The organism is Tenacibaculum sp. MAR_2010_89 (genome assembly GCF_900105985.1).
Lineage (GTDB): Bacteria > Bacteroidota > Bacteroidia > Flavobacteriales > Flavobacteriaceae > Polaribacter > Polaribacter halocynthiae.
Map to the genome: position 1 here is coordinate 1,268,264 of NZ_FNUB01000005.1, position 15,668 is coordinate 1,283,931.

At 28.5% G+C, this 15,668-nt stretch carries 18 protein-coding genes; 6 read left to right on the forward strand and 12 right to left on the reverse strand.

Going from position 1 to position 15,668, the window contains the following annotated elements:
- Window positions 1-73 precede the first annotated feature (73 nt).
- Window positions 74-1,003: a dihydrodipicolinate synthase family protein gene (locus tag BLV71_RS09045; RefSeq protein ID WP_093870232.1), complete on the reverse strand. Its 930-nt coding sequence runs from the start codon at window positions 1,001-1,003 to the stop codon at window positions 74-76.
- 146 nt (window positions 1,004-1,149) lie between these two features.
- On the opposite strand from BLV71_RS09045, the gene BLV71_RS09050 reads away from it, so the two are divergent.
- Window positions 1,150-1,989: an AraC family transcriptional regulator gene (locus tag BLV71_RS09050; protein ID WP_093870233.1), complete on the forward strand. Its 840-nt coding sequence runs from the start codon at window positions 1,150-1,152 to the stop codon at window positions 1,987-1,989.
- A 183-nt stretch (window positions 1,990-2,172) separates the two neighbouring features.
- A complete protein-coding gene (locus BLV71_RS09055; RefSeq protein WP_093870234.1) occupies window positions 2,173-3,147 on the forward strand; it encodes a PorP/SprF family type IX secretion system membrane protein in 975 nt (324 codons plus the stop codon).
- Here BLV71_RS09055 and murI read toward each other — a convergent pair.
- The 8 genes from murI to BLV71_RS09095 all read right to left on the reverse strand — a co-directional run bounded on the left by murI (window position 3,144) and on the right by BLV71_RS09095 (window position 11,114).
- The gene (gene murI, locus BLV71_RS09060) at window positions 3,144-3,938 is read right to left on the reverse strand and encodes a glutamate racemase (protein ID WP_093870235.1); all 795 of its coding nucleotides are present in this window, start codon (window positions 3,936-3,938) and stop codon (window positions 3,144-3,146) included. The two genes, BLV71_RS09055 and murI, sit on opposite strands and share 4 nt — an antisense overlap.
- A gap of 80 nt (window positions 3,939-4,018) precedes the next feature.
- Window positions 4,019-4,528: an OmpH/Skp family outer membrane protein gene (locus BLV71_RS09065; RefSeq protein WP_093870236.1), complete on the reverse strand. Its 510-nt coding sequence runs from the start codon at window positions 4,526-4,528 to the stop codon at window positions 4,019-4,021.
- Window positions 4,529-4,567: 39 nt separating this feature from the next.
- Window positions 4,568-5,359, reverse strand: a complete 792-nt coding sequence (locus BLV71_RS09070) for an OmpH/Skp family outer membrane protein (RefSeq protein WP_093870237.1) — start codon at window positions 5,357-5,359, stop codon at window positions 4,568-4,570.
- 62 nt (window positions 5,360-5,421) lie between these two features.
- On the reverse strand, window positions 5,422-7,989 hold the full coding sequence (bamA, locus tag BLV71_RS09075; protein WP_093870238.1) for an outer membrane protein assembly factor BamA: 2,568 nt from the start codon (window positions 7,987-7,989) through the stop codon (window positions 5,422-5,424).
- The gene (locus tag BLV71_RS09080) at window positions 7,982-8,734 is read right to left on the reverse strand and encodes an isoprenyl transferase (protein ID WP_093870239.1); all 753 of its coding nucleotides are present in this window, start codon (window positions 8,732-8,734) and stop codon (window positions 7,982-7,984) included. Before BLV71_RS09080 ends, bamA begins: the two co-directional genes overlap by 8 nt.
- A gap of 4 nt (window positions 8,735-8,738) precedes the next feature.
- Complete coding sequence (locus tag BLV71_RS09085; protein WP_093870240.1) at window positions 8,739-9,419, reverse strand: type IX secretion system protein PorG; 681 nt, start codon at window positions 9,417-9,419, stop codon at window positions 8,739-8,741.
- 107 nt (window positions 9,420-9,526) lie between these two features.
- The gene (locus BLV71_RS09090; RefSeq protein WP_093870241.1) at window positions 9,527-10,423 is read right to left on the reverse strand and encodes an NAD kinase; all 897 of its coding nucleotides are present in this window, start codon (window positions 10,421-10,423) and stop codon (window positions 9,527-9,529) included.
- A 31-nt stretch (window positions 10,424-10,454) separates the two neighbouring features.
- Window positions 10,455-11,114: a CBS domain-containing protein gene (locus BLV71_RS09095; protein WP_093870242.1), complete on the reverse strand. Its 660-nt coding sequence runs from the start codon at window positions 11,112-11,114 to the stop codon at window positions 10,455-10,457.
- Between the two features lie 82 nt (window positions 11,115-11,196).
- On the opposite strand from BLV71_RS09095, the gene BLV71_RS09100 reads away from it, so the two are divergent.
- Window positions 11,197-11,913, forward strand: a complete 717-nt coding sequence (locus BLV71_RS09100; RefSeq protein WP_093870243.1) for a pyridoxine 5'-phosphate synthase — start codon at window positions 11,197-11,199, stop codon at window positions 11,911-11,913.
- Between the two features lie 34 nt (window positions 11,914-11,947).
- The gene (locus BLV71_RS09105) at window positions 11,948-12,718 is read left to right on the forward strand and encodes an alpha/beta fold hydrolase (RefSeq protein WP_093870244.1); all 771 of its coding nucleotides are present in this window, start codon (window positions 11,948-11,950) and stop codon (window positions 12,716-12,718) included.
- 141 nt (window positions 12,719-12,859) lie between these two features.
- Here the strand turns inward: BLV71_RS09105 and BLV71_RS09110 are convergent, their stop codons facing one another.
- The gene (locus BLV71_RS09110) at window positions 12,860-13,117 is read right to left on the reverse strand and encodes a hypothetical protein (protein WP_093870245.1); all 258 of its coding nucleotides are present in this window, start codon (window positions 13,115-13,117) and stop codon (window positions 12,860-12,862) included.
- A gap of 144 nt (window positions 13,118-13,261) precedes the next feature.
- Here BLV71_RS09110 and BLV71_RS09115 point away from each other — a divergent pair, with 144 nt between their 5' ends.
- Window positions 13,262-13,633: a hypothetical protein gene (locus tag BLV71_RS09115; RefSeq protein ID WP_093870246.1), complete on the forward strand. Its 372-nt coding sequence runs from the start codon at window positions 13,262-13,264 to the stop codon at window positions 13,631-13,633.
- Between the two features lie 16 nt (window positions 13,634-13,649).
- Here the strand turns inward: BLV71_RS09115 and BLV71_RS09120 are convergent, their stop codons facing one another.
- A complete protein-coding gene (locus BLV71_RS09120; protein WP_093870247.1) occupies window positions 13,650-14,228 on the reverse strand; it encodes an NAD(P)H-dependent oxidoreductase in 579 nt (192 codons plus the stop codon).
- Between the two features lie 63 nt (window positions 14,229-14,291).
- A complete protein-coding gene (locus BLV71_RS09125) occupies window positions 14,292-14,828 on the reverse strand; it encodes a Crp/Fnr family transcriptional regulator (protein WP_093870248.1) in 537 nt (178 codons plus the stop codon).
- Window positions 14,829-15,299: 471 nt separating this feature from the next.
- On the opposite strand from BLV71_RS09125, the gene BLV71_RS09130 reads away from it, so the two are divergent.
- Entirely contained in the window at window positions 15,300-15,647 is a 348-nt protein-coding gene (locus BLV71_RS09130) for a phage holin family protein (RefSeq protein WP_093871998.1), read from the forward strand.
- Window positions 15,648-15,668 lie beyond the last annotated feature (21 nt).

Sequence of the window (15,668 nt, forward strand, 5' to 3'; positions counted from 1 at the left end):
TTATTTTTTAAATGAAGCTTTTTTGTGAAATAAAATAATTATAAGTTGAGGTAATTATACCCCAACTTATCTGTTAAATAGCTAATTCTAAGCTTTTATAATCAGGTAATGTAGGACGGTTTTTTACTCCGTTCTCAATTATCTCTAGTACTTGTTTACGTTCTTCACCTATTAAAGGTAATCTTGGTGCTCTTACATTTTCTGTTCCAATACCAGTTGCAACTTCAGCTAATTTAATATTTTGCACTAATTTAGCATTAATATCTAATTCTAATAAAGGTAAAAACCAACGATAAATGGCTACAGCTTCATTGTATTGACCAGCTTTTATTAATTGATAAATAGCTACTGTTTCTGCAGGAAAAGCACAAACTAAACCAGCAACCCAACCATCAGCTCCTAAAACTAAACTTTCTAAAGCTAAAGTATCAACACCACTTAAAATAGCTAATCTATTTCCAAAACGATTCTTTATTCTTGTAACATTTGAAATGTCTCTTGTAGATTCTTTTACGGCTTGAATATTTGGGCAAGAAGATAATAATTCTTCAAACATATCTAATGTAACTTCAATTCCATAATCAACTGGGTTGTTGTATACCATAATAGGTAAATCTGTTGAATTAGCAGTTTGCTTAAAAAACTCAACTGTTTCTCTTGCATCTGCTTTATAACGCATAGGAGGTAACATCATTAAAGCTGATGCTCCATCTTCTTTCGCTTTTTTTGCAGCTTCAATAGCTCCTTTTGTAGTTTGTTCAGCTATATTCATAACAACTGGTACAGCACCATCTACTATGCGAACTGCTTCTTTAACTAATAAACGTTTTTCTTCATCAGATAAAGTTGAAGCTTCACCTAAAGTTCCACCTAAAATGATTCCGTCTACACCAGCTTCTAACTGAGCTTTAATGTTTACTTCAAACATTTGTAAGTCTAGTGTATCGTCATTTGTGAATTTTGTTGTTACTGCTGGCATAACGCCTTTCCATTGAATGCTCATTATAATTGTTTTTTTTTACAAATTTATATTGAAAAAGAAAATTGAAACGTGATTCTATTATCTCTTGTTGATACTATATTACCTTGTTATTTGTTTTTGTGTGGTTATAATGTGTATATTTAATAGATTTGATAAAAATAACCCTCATGAAAGTATTACCTTTTAAAATACCAAAAGCAAAAAACATAGGACTTATTTATCAAGAAGATAGAGGAGTTTCTTTTTATGATAAACTACATCAGCATGAAGAAATTCAAATTTGTTATATAGTAAAGGGAGAAGGTGCTCTAATAGTAGGGGATGCTGTAAATGATTATTGCGATGATACTATTTTGGTTATAGGAGGAAATCAACCTCATGTTTTTAAAAGCGATAGTTCTATCATTAAAAAATCATTTATGATGTCGCTTTTTTTTACAAAAGAATCATTTGGGAATGCTTTTTTTGATTTAGATGACTTTAAAGAATTAGAATATTTCTTTAATAATGCTAAAACTAGTTTTAAGATTAAGAACAATAGTCAAGAATTAATTAGTTGTTTTAAAGATTTACCTAAAAGTGATGATTTTGAAAGGTTTATAATCTTCCTTAAAATTATTAAGCTTATTTTAAAGTCAGATATTGAGCGATTATCCACTTTTTTGTACACAAAAAAGTATACAGATAATGAAGGGAAAAGAATGGGAAAGGTTATGGATTATACTTTAAATAATTATAGTAAAAAAATAGATTTAGAGGAGGTTTCTGAAGTAGCAAATATGACTCCCAATGCTTTTTGTAGATATTTTAAGCAAAGAACAAATAAAACATATTTTACATTTCTTAATGAAATTAGAGTTGAAAAAGCATGTAAATTATTGCAAAATAAAGAATATTTAATAACAGAAATATCTGAAAAATCTGGATTTAAAAATATATCTAATTTTAATAGAAAATTTAAAGAGATAAAAGGATTTACTCCGTCTGATTATCGAGCTAATTACTAAATATTTAGAATAAAGTAGGGAAATATATATTTTAACTGTTTATTATGTTGGGGGCTTTTTAATATTGAGGTTCTTTAATTAGAAACATATCTAGTATTTTGTGAAAATAAATCTTGTTTTTAAAAAAAATTAACAAATTTTTATGACTCTGTTGTTTATATTTGGGGTCCTATCTACATTTTAATGAAAAAATATATACAATCCTTATTATCGATTATCTTTTTTGTGAGTTTGCACACTAAAGCGCAAGAAACTTTACCGATTTATTCAGATTATTTATCAGATAATGTCTTTCTGATTCACCCTGCTTCTGCTGGAATCGGAGAGTGTGGTAAAGTAAGATTAACTGCACGTCAACAATGGGTTGGTGTTAAAGATTCTCCTGAGTTACAAACATTAAGTTTTCACAGTAGAGCTGGAGATAATTCAAAAGCAGGTTACGGATTTGTGCTATTTAATGATAAAAATGGATATCATTCTCAAAAAGCTGTTCAAGGTACTTATGCATATCATTTAGATTTAGGAAACGAGAATTTGTTTAATCAAGTTTCATTTGGTTTATCATTTTCAGCGGTTCAAAATGAAGTAGATCAAACGGGGTTTTTTAATGATCCTGCAGTAAGTCAGGTTGTAGAAAGTAGTTTTTACTTTAATGCAGATTTTGGTATGGCATACCATTATAAAGGCTTTTCATCATATTTTACAGTAAAGAATATTTTATTATCTGCAAAAAATAAATTGAATTCAAATTTTGAATCATTTAACCTTAGAAATTATATTTTGGGAGCTGGTTATTTCTTTGGTGATGAAAATAATGTACAGTTTGAACCTTCTTTTATGTTTCAATACAAAGATCAAACAGGAGAGAAGATTGCTGATATTAACTTAAAAGCTTATAAGAAATTCTCAAACACTCAATTGTGGGCAGCAATTTCTTATAGAAGAAGCTTTGATGGTACTGTATTTGGTGATGCTCATTACGTTACACCAATAGTTGGAGTGAACTACAAAAAATATATGATAGCTTATACATACACAAAACAAACTGGTGATATTACTTTTTCTAATGGTAATTTTCATCAAATATCACTAGGTATAGATATCTTATGTAGAAAAAGAAGAGCTTCTGCTTGTCCAAATATAAATGGTAGTTTTTAAAAATCTAATTCTTTAATAATACTATTAGGATATTGTTTTAAAAAATAACTAAGTGTAGATTTATTTTTGTTAATATAGAATTGATAAGTAGGAGTATTATTACTTTGTAATAGTAATTTATGCTTACTTAATACATGCTTTGTTTGTTTAGCAACTGCAAGTCCTGAGTCTATTATTTCTATTTTATTACCTACAATTTTTTTAATTAGATCTTTTAAATATGGGTAATGAGTACAACCTAAAACAATGCAATCTGCATTTTTTTTAATCATTGGCGTTAGATATTTAGTAAGTAGTTTATTCATCTCAGGAGAATTAATTTCTCCCTTTTCAATTAAATTTACTAAACCTTCACCAACCTGTTCTATAACCGTGATATTATTTTCTAGATTAGATGATGCTTTTTCAAATAATTCACTATTTAATGTCCCTTTAGTAGCTAAAATACCTATAGTATTAGTATTTGTTTGAAGTGATGCTGGTTTTATTGCTGGTTCTATACCAATAAAAGGGACATCATATTTTTGTCTTAATATTTTTATAGCATTTGTTGTAGCAGTATTGCAAGCAACTACTATGATTTTACAATTTTTTTCTAATAAATATTCAGTATTTTTAATTGACAATTCAATTATTTTCTCTTCTGATTTATAACCGTATGGGGCGTTTTTACTATCAGATAGATATATAGTATTTTCATTAGGCATTAAAAGTTGAATTTCTTTCCAAATTGAAGTTCCTCCTACACCTGAATCAAATATGCCTATTGGATTTTGAGATTGTGCTTTCATGATATTACAAAAATAAAAAACCTGCTTTATTAAAGCAGGTTTTAAAAATTATCTTTTGTTAAATTAAGTACTACAATGTATTAGAAACCTAATTTAGCTTTTACAGCATTGTAAATATTTTCACCTTTATCGTAAACGATTAATCCTTTACCTGGAGCAGCATCAAATACATAAATAATTCCTTTTTCAGCAGCTACAGCTTTAATAGCATCTTCTGCTTTCTTTAAAATTGGAATAGTTTTTTCTTGATATTTTTTTTGCATTTCTTTTCCAGCAGCTTGTTCAGCTTGAGAAATTTTAGCTCTTTCTTGTTGAATTTCAGCAGCTCTCTTTTGATTAACTTCTAAAGTTTGGCTTTTCCCTTCTGCGTCGTATTTTTTATATTTAGCTTCAAGTTTTTTGTACATTGTTTCAATATCATCACGGTACGTTTTATTTAACTTTTCAAGCTCTGCTTTCATTGCTTTGGTTGCAGGCATTTCAGCTAATAATTTATCAGTATTTATATGTGCAGTTTTTTGTGCGTTAGCTACACCACCTAATCCAACTGTAAAAATTGCAACTAATAATAACGTTTTTAAATGTTTCATCTCTGTTGTTTTAATTTAATTATTGTCTTTATTCTTGATTTATTTGTTTTCTTCTTGTTGTTTTTTCTTTTCTTCTTGCGCTTTTTTTAATGCATCTCTTTTCTCTTTTAATAGTTTTCTTTTTTCTGCTCTAGCTTTTAAACGCGCTTTTCTTTTTTCTTCAATTTTCTTTATTCTTTCTTCTCTTTCAGAAAGTTTCTTTTGTTTCAAAGCAGCTTTTTTAGCGGCTATTTGCTGTTGTTTTTCGCTTAAGTCACCATTTTTTAATAGTTCTTTCTTAGCAGCTATTTTATCTTTTTTAGCTTGCTTTTTTTGATCTATATTGATCATTTTTACTACAAGATTACTAATGTCGTGTTTCTTGTTAGAGTAAAGCATTACTAAATCAGAAGATTTATCAAAAACAAAATCGTATTTCTTTCTAGAAGCAATAGTTTGTACTGAATTATATACTTGATCTTGTACGGGTTTTATTAATTGCTTTCTAAAATTATACATATCACCGTTTGGACCAAAATATAAAGATTCTAACCTTCTAAGTGATTCTTGTTTTATCTTAATATCTTCTTCACGTTCCTCAATTAAATCTTTAGTTAAAATGGCTTTTTCATTAACAAGATCAGTTTTCAAAACTTCAATATTACGAGCCTCTTTATCTAATTTTTTTTTCCACTTATCAACTTTTGCATTTAACGAATTTTGAGCTTCAATATATTCAGGAATATTCTGCAGAATATATTCCATATCAATATATGCAATACGTTGATTTTTTTGTGCAAAAGAGGTTGCGACTAAAAGTAAAAGAACTACTGATAAAATGTTTTTTTTCATCTTTGTATAATGTGTTTAGAAAAAACCGTGCCAAAAACCAGACACATTACAAATGTAAGGTTTTAGAACTGTCTTCCAATAATAAAATGTGTTTGCCAACCAGATTTTAAAGCGTTTATACCTTCTAACCCGGGTAAAGGATCAAATCCATGTGCGAAATCGATTCCTAATAACCCAAAAGCAGGCATAAAGATACGAACACCCACTCCAGCTGAACGCTTTAACCTAAACGGATTAAAATTGCTAAAATTGTCATATGAATTTCCAGCCTCTAAAAAACCTAAAGTATAAATAGATGCAGATGGTTTATCTGTTATTGAATAACGAACTTCTAACTGAAATTTATTATATATAGAACCACCATCAATAGATGATATTCTATTATTTTCATAACCTCTTAAACCAATTGTTTCTCTTCCATCTAATTGCCCTTGAGCAATACCATCACCACCTACAAAATATCTTTCAACTGGTGTTAAGCCTAAATTACTATTATAACTTCCTAAATATCCTATTTCAAAATTAGACATTAATACTAATTTTTTAGCTAATTCAGTATACCATTTTCCTTTTGCAGAAAGTTTATAATACTCTAACCATTTATATTTATCAGCAAAATATGCTTGTTCTTCTGGAGATCCTTGAATTAAATCAGAAGGTCTTGTATAATCTTTACCATTAATTAAAGAATAAGGAAGCGTTGCTTTTGCTCTAATAGTAAACTCTGAACCATAAGTAGGGAAAATTAAACTAGGTCCTGTTGAATTACGGCTTAAAGCAGCTGTATAAGCTAAGTTATTTAAATCACCTTCACTTAAAACTGCATTTGATGAACCTACTCTGTATCCGTAATTTTGTAAGTCTATACGTTGGTAACTAATGTTTTGAGATAATGTAAAGTAATCATCAGGCCATTTTAAACGTTTACCTAAACCAATAGAAGCACCAATAATACTCAAGCTTTCATCTTTATTAACTGAGTTGGTAGTAAAGTTATACCTATATTGATTTGACAGATATACAGAAAACGATAAAGATTGTGGAGTTTTACCACCTAACCATGGCTCAGTAAAAGAAAAACTATATGTATTAAAAGTTCTACTTGCTTGTAAACGTAGTGATAGACTTTGTCCGTCACCCATAGGTAAAGGTTTATAGGCCTCTTTATTGAAAATGTTTCTTATAGAAAAATTATTAAAAGATAAACCTAAAGTACCAATAAATGAGCCACCACCATAACCACCTTGTAATTCTATCTGGCTACCACCTTTTTCAGCGACAGAGAATTCAATATTAGCAGTTTTATCTTGATAATTAGGAGTAACATTAGGAGTAACATTGGTGTCAAAGAATCCTAATTGACCAATTTCACGGATAGAACGTATAATGTTTTGACGACTAAATAAGTCTCCTGGCTTTACACGTAATTCTCTAAAAATAACATGGTCATTAGTTTTATCATTTCCAACAACAGTTACTTTTTTTATTGTTGCTTGTTCATCTTCTCTAATTCGAACTTCAACTGTAATTGAATCATTTTTAACTTTAGTTTCAACAGCGTTTATTTGAGAAAATAAATACCCATTATTATGATAAAGTGTTTGGATATCCTGAGAGCTTGGTGTACCATCTCCAGAAATACGTTCTTTCAATACTTTTCCATTGTAAACATCTCCTTTTTCAATACGTAATAAGTTTTGTAGTTGAGAATCAGTATAATTTTTATTTCCTACGAATAAAATATCTCCGAAACGATATTGGCGACCTTCTTCTAACTTTATTTCAAGGTTAATAGTATTGTCATCATTCCAGGTTACTTTATCTGATAATATTCTAGCATCTCTATATCCTTTTTCGCTATACTTTTCAAGTATATTTTCAAGATCTTTTTTATAGTCTTCTAAAATATATTTTGATGATTTCCAAAAACGACCAAAAAACTTACGCTTGGTGTTTTTCATAGCACTTCTTAAAGCACCAGCTGACATAGCTTTGTTACCAGTAAAGTTAATTTCTTTAATTTTTATACGATTACCTCTGTCTATAAAAATTTTCATGCTAATGGCATTTACATCAGAAGTATCTTTTTTAGTTTCTAATGATACTTTTGTTTTTAAATACCCTTTATCTGTATATTTTTTCTTAATATAATTACGAGTAGTTACAATAAGGTTGTCAGTTACCATCATACCTTTTTTTAACTCAGTCTCTTTTCTAATATCTTTTGCTTTTGATTTGCTTACACCAGTAATAACTACATTTGATAGTTGTGGGAGTTCAGTTACATCAAATTGAAGGTATACTGTATTTCCATCTAACTTAGATAAGTATACATCTACTTCACTAAATTGTTTACTTTCATACAGTTTTTTTATAGCACTTGTAAGTTTATCACCTGGAAGTTTTACTGGTTGTCCATTTACTAGACCAGTATAAATTCTAACAGTTTGTTCGCTGAATTTTTGAAGTCCAGTAACAGTTATGCCTCCTAGTATATAATCTTTTCCTTTTTCGTAAGGAATAACACCATTTGTTTTGGTACTGTCTTTAACTATTATGTCTTGACTTTGAGCATTTACTGTTATAAAAGTAGTAATAAATAATGCTATTAAATATGAATATTTATTCATCGCTTTCAATCTGTTCACTTGTTTTTCCAAATCGTCTTTCCCTATTTTGGTAATCTATTATTGCATCAAATAGATGCTCTTTTCTAAAATCTGGCCAAAGTACTTCAGTAAAGTAAAGTTCTGCGTATGCCATTTGCCACAGTAAATAATTACTAATCCTTTGTTCCCCACTTGTACGTATCATTAAATCAACGTCGGGCAAATTAAATGTATATAAATGATTATTTATAACTTTTTCGTTAATTTTTTCAACATCTAGCTCGTTATTAACAACTTTTTTAGATATGTTTTTGATAGCATTAACAATTTCTTCCCTTGATCCATAACTTAAGGCAAATGTTAATGTTATTTTCTTATTGTTTTTTGTGCTTTCAATTACATGTGCTAAAACCTTCTGAGCATTTTTAGGCAAACTACTTATGTTTCCTATTGAATTGATTTTAACATCTTTTTTTATGAACTCAGGTAATTCTTTTTTAAGAGTAGTTACTAATAGGCTCATCAATGCATCTACTTCAAATTTTGGTCTATTCCAGTTTTCAGTAGAAAAAGCATACAATGTTAAAAATTTTATGCCTAAATCAGAAGCTGTATCAGCAGTTTCTCTAATTGCAGTTAAGGCATTTCTATGCCCAAAAACACGTTGCATCCCTTTACCTTTAGCCCATCTACCATTACCATCCATTATAATGGCTATATGATTAGGTTTCTTATGTAAATTAATGCTTCGTAGTTTTTCTTCCATATTTTTATTCGGTTAATCCGTTATAACATTGTGGCCTGCCAAAGGTATAAACTATTGATAAACCAGAAAAGACATACCAATCATTTCCATTACCTCCAAAATTAAGAGAACTTATGTCAGGAGTGCTATAATCTATATCATCGGCAAAAGTAAATCTAGCACCTATTTCAAAAGCAATAGCTAGATTATTAACTAGTAATCCTTTTATACCTATACCTACTGGGGCTGAATAAGAGAATTTGTTTTTTAATTCAATAATGTTGTTAGAAACTGCTCTAGCTGGACTTTTGTAGTTAAAAGTAGCTACTTCAGCAAAAATATAAGGAGTATAACTAGTTCGGTGATCACCTATGTTGTAGTCATAAAAATTAAATTCAATACCAGCTGCAAATTCGTGTATATTATTAGAGAAAGTTCTTCCGTTATTTTGTCTAAATGCATTCTCAGCATCACTATCTTTAGCAGATACAGGGATGTATGTATAAGTACCCCTAAGTGCTATTCTAGGATTCAAATTGTACTTATATATTATACCACCGCCTATTTTATTTGGGTAAATATAGTTAGTTCTTCCTATGTCACCTATGAAGTTTGAGCCCCCTAACAAGACCCCTATTTCATGGCTTTGAGCCTGTGAAACAATTGAAGCAATTGAAAATAATATGAATAAAATTTGTTTTTTCATTATAAAAATAGCGTGCAAATATAGGGAATTGAATTTGCTTTAAAAAGTTAATAATCTGTCTTTTTTGATTAACTTTTTTTTTGAAGATTTATTGTGGATAGTATATTTTATAAAGCTTCATTTCTTGTGTCTTCTCCCCATAATAGTTTACCTCTAAGTGTTTTTATGTAGGATTGATTTTTTGGTAGAATACTTTTAATAGTAAAAGGAGCTTTTTTTATTCGGATTGTTGTTTTTTGATCTACAGTAGTTATTCTAGAATCTAAAGATATTAAATAGTCTTTTTCTCTTGCGCTAACTTCTAGTTGAATTGAGGTGTTATCGGGTATTACCATTGGTCGGGCATTTAGGTTGTGAGGAGCAATGGGTGTAATAACTAAACTTTTAGAGTTTGGTAAGATTACTGGTCCGTCGCAACTTAAAGAGTAGCCAGTTGATCCTGTTGGTGTTGATATAATTAAACCATCTGCCCAATAGTTTGTTAAATATTCATTATTTAAGTAAGTTTTTATCCCAATCATAGAAGTTGTGTTTCTACGCGCGATTGTTATTTCATTTAAAGCAAAATTTAATTCTGAAAACTCTTCTGTTGTAGGATTGGTCTCAATTTGTAAAAGAGTTCTTTCTTGAATAGAATACTCTTTTTTTAGTAAAAGCTCAATAGATTCTTCTATTTGGTCTTTTTGTATGGTAGCTAAGAAGCCTAATCTACCAGTGTTTATACCCATCATAGGGATATCTAAATTACGAACATATGTAATTGCTCGTAAAAAAGTTCCGTCACCTCCAATAGTAAACAATAGATCAAAAGAATCTGACAAATCATTAAAGTGAGAAAAGGTTGGGTATTTTTTTTCAAGTGATTTGTTTTCAATTAACAAGTCGTAAAATTTTTGTTCAAAAAAAACAACAATATTGTATTTTTTTAAAACAGCAAGCAAAATTTTTATTTCCTTTTCAGCAGAAATAGTATACGCTTGTCCGTATATGGCTACTTTTTTCACTTTTTGATAATGTTAGTTATAATTATGAAAGTTACATGTCTAGATATTTTCTCAAATATCTAGCTCTATCTTTAAGTTCTTCAATGTAAAAATCATCATCATGTTGTGTTACTACAGTGTAATCATATCTCCTAAAAGTTTGAATGATTTCATTTATTTCTGTTGATGATACTTTTAATGTTACTTGGATGTTATCTTGCCCTTCATGAGACATATACATACCTAATAATTTTCCATTATTACTTTCAACTATTTGAGAAATTTGACTCATAGAGTGTTCACTTTTCCCTTTTTGAATAATTAAAGTTTCACTTTCTAAATGTAAAAAAGGGCTGTCAGCAAATGCATCTAAAATATCACCTAGCTCATAATATCCTACATAGTTTAACTCGTTGTTTAAAACAGGAATTAAATTACAATCATTGTCAGCAAATAAAGTAACTAAATCAAGTAAGGTAGCTCTTTCATTAGTGTAAAAATGATCTAGTAGGTAGTCATATTCTTTTATACTACCATTTTTATTTTCAATAGTTTGAATATCACTTTCAGGTAAACAACCTATAAGTTTTCCGTTTTCAATAACTGGAATATGTGTTATAGGTAAATTTTTAAATAAATCTTGAGCACTACTTACCGTGTCTTTTAAGCCAAGTTCTTTAATTTCGTTTAATATAAAATCGTTAATATTCATTAGTACGAATATAGGTTAAAATGATTTAATCGATTACTTTTGCTCATTATAATATATAGCTTAAAATAAAACTTAAACAGTAATGGCAAAGTTAAGTGTAAATATAAATAAAATTGCAACATTACGTAACTCAAGAGGAGGTAATGTACCTAATTTACTTAAGGTAGCACAAGATGTTCAAGATTTTGGTGCTGAAGGAATAACTATCCACCCAAGGCCAGATGAGCGACATATACGTTATCAGGATGCTTATGATTTAAAGTCTATCGTTACTACTGAGTATAATATTGAAGGAAATCCAATTAAGCAGTTTATGGATTTGGTGTTAGCAATTAAGCCAACGCAAGTAACTTTAGTTCCGGATGGAGAAAATGTACTTACATCTAATGCAGGGTGGGATACTGTTAAGCACCAATCATATTTACAAGAAGTAATTTCAGAATTTAAAAAAGAAGGAATTAGAACTTCTATTTTTATAGATACAGATTCAAAATTAATAGAAGCAGCGGCAAAAACTGGAGCAGATAGAATAGAGTTGTATACAGAAGATTTTGCTAGTGGATTTGAAAAAGGGAATACTGAAGCTATAAAGCCATATACTAAAGCTGCGGTTTTAGCTCATGATTTAGGTTTAGGAATCAACGCAGGACATGATTTAAATTTAGAAAACATTCAGTTTTTTAAACAAAATATTCCAAATTTAGCAGAAGTTTCTATAGGACATGCATTAATTTCTGAGAGTATATATTTAGGTATTCAGAATGTTGTAAATATGTATTTACATAAATTGCAAAGTTAATTTAAATGAAGTTTTTTACCATAATTTCATAAGTATGGAAATTTTACATTCACGAATTGTAGGAGAGGGAATACCGTTAATTATTTTGCATGGCTATTTTGGTATGGGAGATAATTGGAAAAGTCACGCTAATAAACTGGCTAATGACGGTTTTGAAGTTCATCTAATAGATCAACGAAACCATGGACGTAGTTTTCATTCAGATTTTTTTGAATATGAATTAATGGTAGAAGATTTACGAATTTATGTAGAGTTCCATAAAATAGAAAAGCTACATTTATTAGGGCATTCCATGGGAGGGAAGACTGCAATGTTGTTTGCTACTGAATATGATGAGTTAGTTGATAAATTAATAATAGCTGATATTTCACCAAAAACTTACCCACCACATCATAATGATATTTTAGCAGCATTAAATTCCGTTGATTTTACTATTCAGAATTCTAGAAAATTGGTTGATGAGAAATTAGCAGAATTAATACCGCAAGCTGGAGTTCGTCAGTTTTTATTAAAAAGTCTTTATTGGAAAGAGAAAGGAAAATTAGATTATCGTTTTAATTTGAAATCGTTAACGGAGAATAATAATGAAGTAGGAGTAGCATTACCTTCGTTTACTGTTTTTGAAGGTGAAACATTATTTTTATCAGGAGAGAACTCTGGTTATATTTCTAAAGAAGATGAACCTTTAATAATGGCTCATTTTCCAAAATCTATAATTCAAACAATAAAAAATGCTGGGCATTGGTTGCATGCTGAAAATCCAAATGATTTTTATCAAGAAGTAATAGGTTTTTTATTGGATTAATTAAGCGATGAGAAAAGTGCGTTTTTAGAATTTTGTTAGTTGATGATTTTCACTAAAAAAAAACGAGGCAGGAAAATTAAATAACCCACCCCGTTAGCGCCCCTCCGTATCTGCTTTAAGAGGGAAATTCAAGGGATACCTTCAATCTGCGTTATTTTTAATTTGATTAGCTATATTATTTATAGAGTTGTTGATTAATAGCTTTTCCTTCATATGATTGTTAAAAACTATTGTGATAGCCTTAGCTATTACCAAGTTGTTTCTTTTTCCAGAATATACTTTCTGTATAGTTTCTAATGAAAAATCATAATCATTCTCCATAAGGTATTCTTTAACTCTTTCCCTGTATTTGGGAGGTTTAATTTTTTCTAATTCTTTTCGTTGCATTGTTGTTATCATAAAAACTACAGTTGTTTTTTAGTAAAATACAGCACTTTTAATTTATATTTGTACGTATTTTGTACTTATGATACTACAAATCTACAAACAAAATTCTAATTAGAAAAACAAAATTAAAATAAATTTAGAAAAAAGTTATTTTTAATGAGTGATTTTATTGATCAGACATATAAAAGAGTAGAGCAGATTATTGATTATAATAACCTGAATATTAAGTCTTTTGAAGATAGGATTGAGGTGTCTAATAATTCGATAGGTACAGCTATAAGAAGAAAAGCCTCATTTAAAAGTAATGTGTTAAACAAAATTCTAAATTCTTTCCCTGATATAAATCCAACATGGTTGTTAACTGGAAAAGGGAGTATGATTTTAAATGATATAACGAGAGAGCCAGAATCTGATTATAAAAATCAAAAGTTACAATATCAAATAAAAGAGCACCTCATTGAGTTACTTTTAGAAGACAATGAGGTGATAAGTGTACTTTCAAATCAAGTGAAAAGTATAATTAATTAAAAAGTTATTTTAGTAGTTATTTTAATTTTTCACCTAAGCTATATAGTTTATTAAGCCATTTATCTCGATGTTTTTCTGTTGAATTTTTAATAACGGATAAATAAGTGATTTTAACAGGTTTTATACCACAAAACTGAAGAGTTCCTTTTTTGAATTGATTAATTGCTGGTCTTTTCATAAATAAATAGTCATACCAACTAGGAGTATCTGAGGTAATTACAATTCTTGCTGTTTTTCCTTTTAAAAGTTTTTTAGGAAAAGGTTTTCCATTTACAGGTTCAAAAGTTATACCAGGCAAAAAAAACCTGTCTATAAAGCCTTTCATAATAGCAGGGTAGCCTGCCCACCATAAAGGAAAAAACCAAACAATATGATCTGCTTTTTTAATTTTATTAATCGCATTTATTAAATCAGTTTCCAGTTCTGTTCTTTTCCTGTAGCCAAATTTTAAATTTGAATTAAAATTTAAATCTACTATGTTAATTTGATCAATTATTACATTTGTTTTTTTTGTCCCTTTTTTATACGAATCACATAAAGCATGATTGAAACTTTGTTTGTCAGGATGTCCATTTATGAGTAAAATCTGTTTCATTTGTTTCTTTATTGTTTGATAACAAAGAAACGTATGCTTTAAAATTAAAAAAAGGACATTTGTCTAATTATGAACAGACCTTCTTATTCTACTTAAATGTCTTTGTGTAATTCCTAAATAAGAAGCAAGATGGCTTAATGGGATTGATTGAAGATAGTCTGGATGAGTGTTAAGTAGTTCCTTGTATCGTTTTTCTGCACTTTCTTTTTGCAAAAGAAAAATTCTTTTTTCTAAATTAATGTACTCCTGTTCAGCAAAAAGCTTAAAAAGGCGTAACCAGTTAGTACTTGATTCTTCAAGTTTAGAAAGTTGGTTTTTTGATATTGAATATAATTCAATATCTGTTAATGCTTGAATACTTTCTGTTGTTTTTGTTTGTGTGATAAAAGATGAATATGCAGTAATAAATGAATTTTCTGATAAAAAACAGTAAGTAACTTCTTCTTCGGTAGAAGAGTAATAAAATGACCTGAAAATACCGGATATTACAAAAGCCACTTCTTTACATATAGCACCTTCTTTGATAAAAAAATCACCCTTACTTAATTTTTTGTAGGTAACTAAATTTAAAAATGTTTCAATTTCTTGATTTGTAAGAATATTATATGATTCAAGATGTTTTTTCGTTTACAAAAATGTTACTTTATCTAAACAAATATAGATGATTTAGTATATTATATTGTAAATAAACTGACCTATAACTTCACCAGAGTTATATAAAAAAGTTATACATATTAAACAAATATAGATTGAAGAATATATTTTTTTTGAGGTTTTAGCTTTTTCTGACTTAAAAATGAAAAATATTGAAACTAATAGTAAAATAAAATAATACATAATTTTCTTTTTTGAATTAATTTAATTTTGAGGATATATTATAATTGGTATTCTTAAAAGAAAGAATATTACAAAAACTAATAATATTTTTAGTCATAATAAAAAACTGCCAAAAGAGCAGTAAAAATTATTTGGTATGATTATGGAATATAATTAAACAATAGTAGATGACTTTAAGAAGTATAATATTAGTATTCTATAAGTTCTACTGTATTAACATTGATAAAAGAAAAAATGAAAATATTTTTAAAATTACTACTAACAGCCATAGCGGTAATTGTGTTGGCTGCAATTTTACCAGGAATTACAGTTACTAATTATGTAACAGCATTTATTGTTTCCATAACAATTTCATTATTAAATATGTTTGTAAAACCTCTTCTTATATTTTTTACGTTACCAGCAACTATAATAACTCTTGGGTTGTTTTTATTTGTTATTAATGCAATAATTATAATTTTGGCAGGTAAATTAGTAAGTGGTTTTGTAGTAAGTGGATTTTTTACGGCATTAATATTTAGTGTATTATTGTCAGTTTTTAGATCGTTTTTATTCTCTCTAATGAAAGAAGAGAATAAATAAAAAAGTAAATTAAAAATTTAA

Coding starts and splice junctions, on each gene's coding strand:
- BLV71_RS09130 (WP_093871998.1), top strand. CDS start 15,300: ATGAAAATATTTTTAAAATTACTACTAACAGCCATAGCGGTAATTGTG.
- BLV71_RS09110 (WP_093870245.1), bottom strand. CDS start 13,117: ATGATAACAACAATGCAACGAAAAGAATTAGAAAAAATTAAACCTCCC.
- murI (WP_093870235.1), bottom strand. CDS start 3,938: ATGAAAGCACAATCTCAAAATCCAATAGGCATATTTGATTCAGGTGTA.
- BLV71_RS09065 (WP_093870236.1), bottom strand. CDS start 4,528: ATGAAACATTTAAAAACGTTATTATTAGTTGCAATTTTTACAGTTGGA.
- BLV71_RS09120 (WP_093870247.1), bottom strand. CDS start 14,228: ATGAAACAGATTTTACTCATAAATGGACATCCTGACAAACAAAGTTTC.
- BLV71_RS09050 (WP_093870233.1), top strand. CDS start 1,150: ATGAAAGTATTACCTTTTAAAATACCAAAAGCAAAAAACATAGGACTT.
- BLV71_RS09080 (WP_093870239.1), bottom strand. CDS start 8,734: ATGGAAGAAAAACTACGAAGCATTAATTTACATAAGAAACCTAATCAT.
- BLV71_RS09070 (WP_093870237.1), bottom strand. CDS start 5,359: ATGAAAAAAAACATTTTATCAGTAGTTCTTTTACTTTTAGTCGCAACC.
- BLV71_RS09095 (WP_093870242.1), bottom strand. CDS start 11,114: ATGAATATTAACGATTTTATATTAAACGAAATTAAAGAACTTGGCTTA.
- BLV71_RS09105 (WP_093870244.1), top strand. CDS start 11,948: ATGGAAATTTTACATTCACGAATTGTAGGAGAGGGAATACCGTTAATT.
- BLV71_RS09115 (WP_093870246.1), top strand. CDS start 13,262: ATGAGTGATTTTATTGATCAGACATATAAAAGAGTAGAGCAGATTATT.
- BLV71_RS09085 (WP_093870240.1), bottom strand. CDS start 9,419: ATGAAAAAACAAATTTTATTCATATTATTTTCAATTGCTTCAATTGTT.
- BLV71_RS09055 (WP_093870234.1), top strand. CDS start 2,173: ATGAAAAAATATATACAATCCTTATTATCGATTATCTTTTTTGTGAGT.
- bamA (WP_093870238.1), bottom strand. CDS start 7,989: ATGAATAAATATTCATATTTAATAGCATTATTTATTACTACTTTTATA.
- BLV71_RS09100 (WP_093870243.1), top strand. CDS start 11,197: ATGGCAAAGTTAAGTGTAAATATAAATAAAATTGCAACATTACGTAAC.
- BLV71_RS09045 (WP_093870232.1), bottom strand. CDS start 1,003: ATGAGCATTCAATGGAAAGGCGTTATGCCAGCAGTAACAACAAAATTC.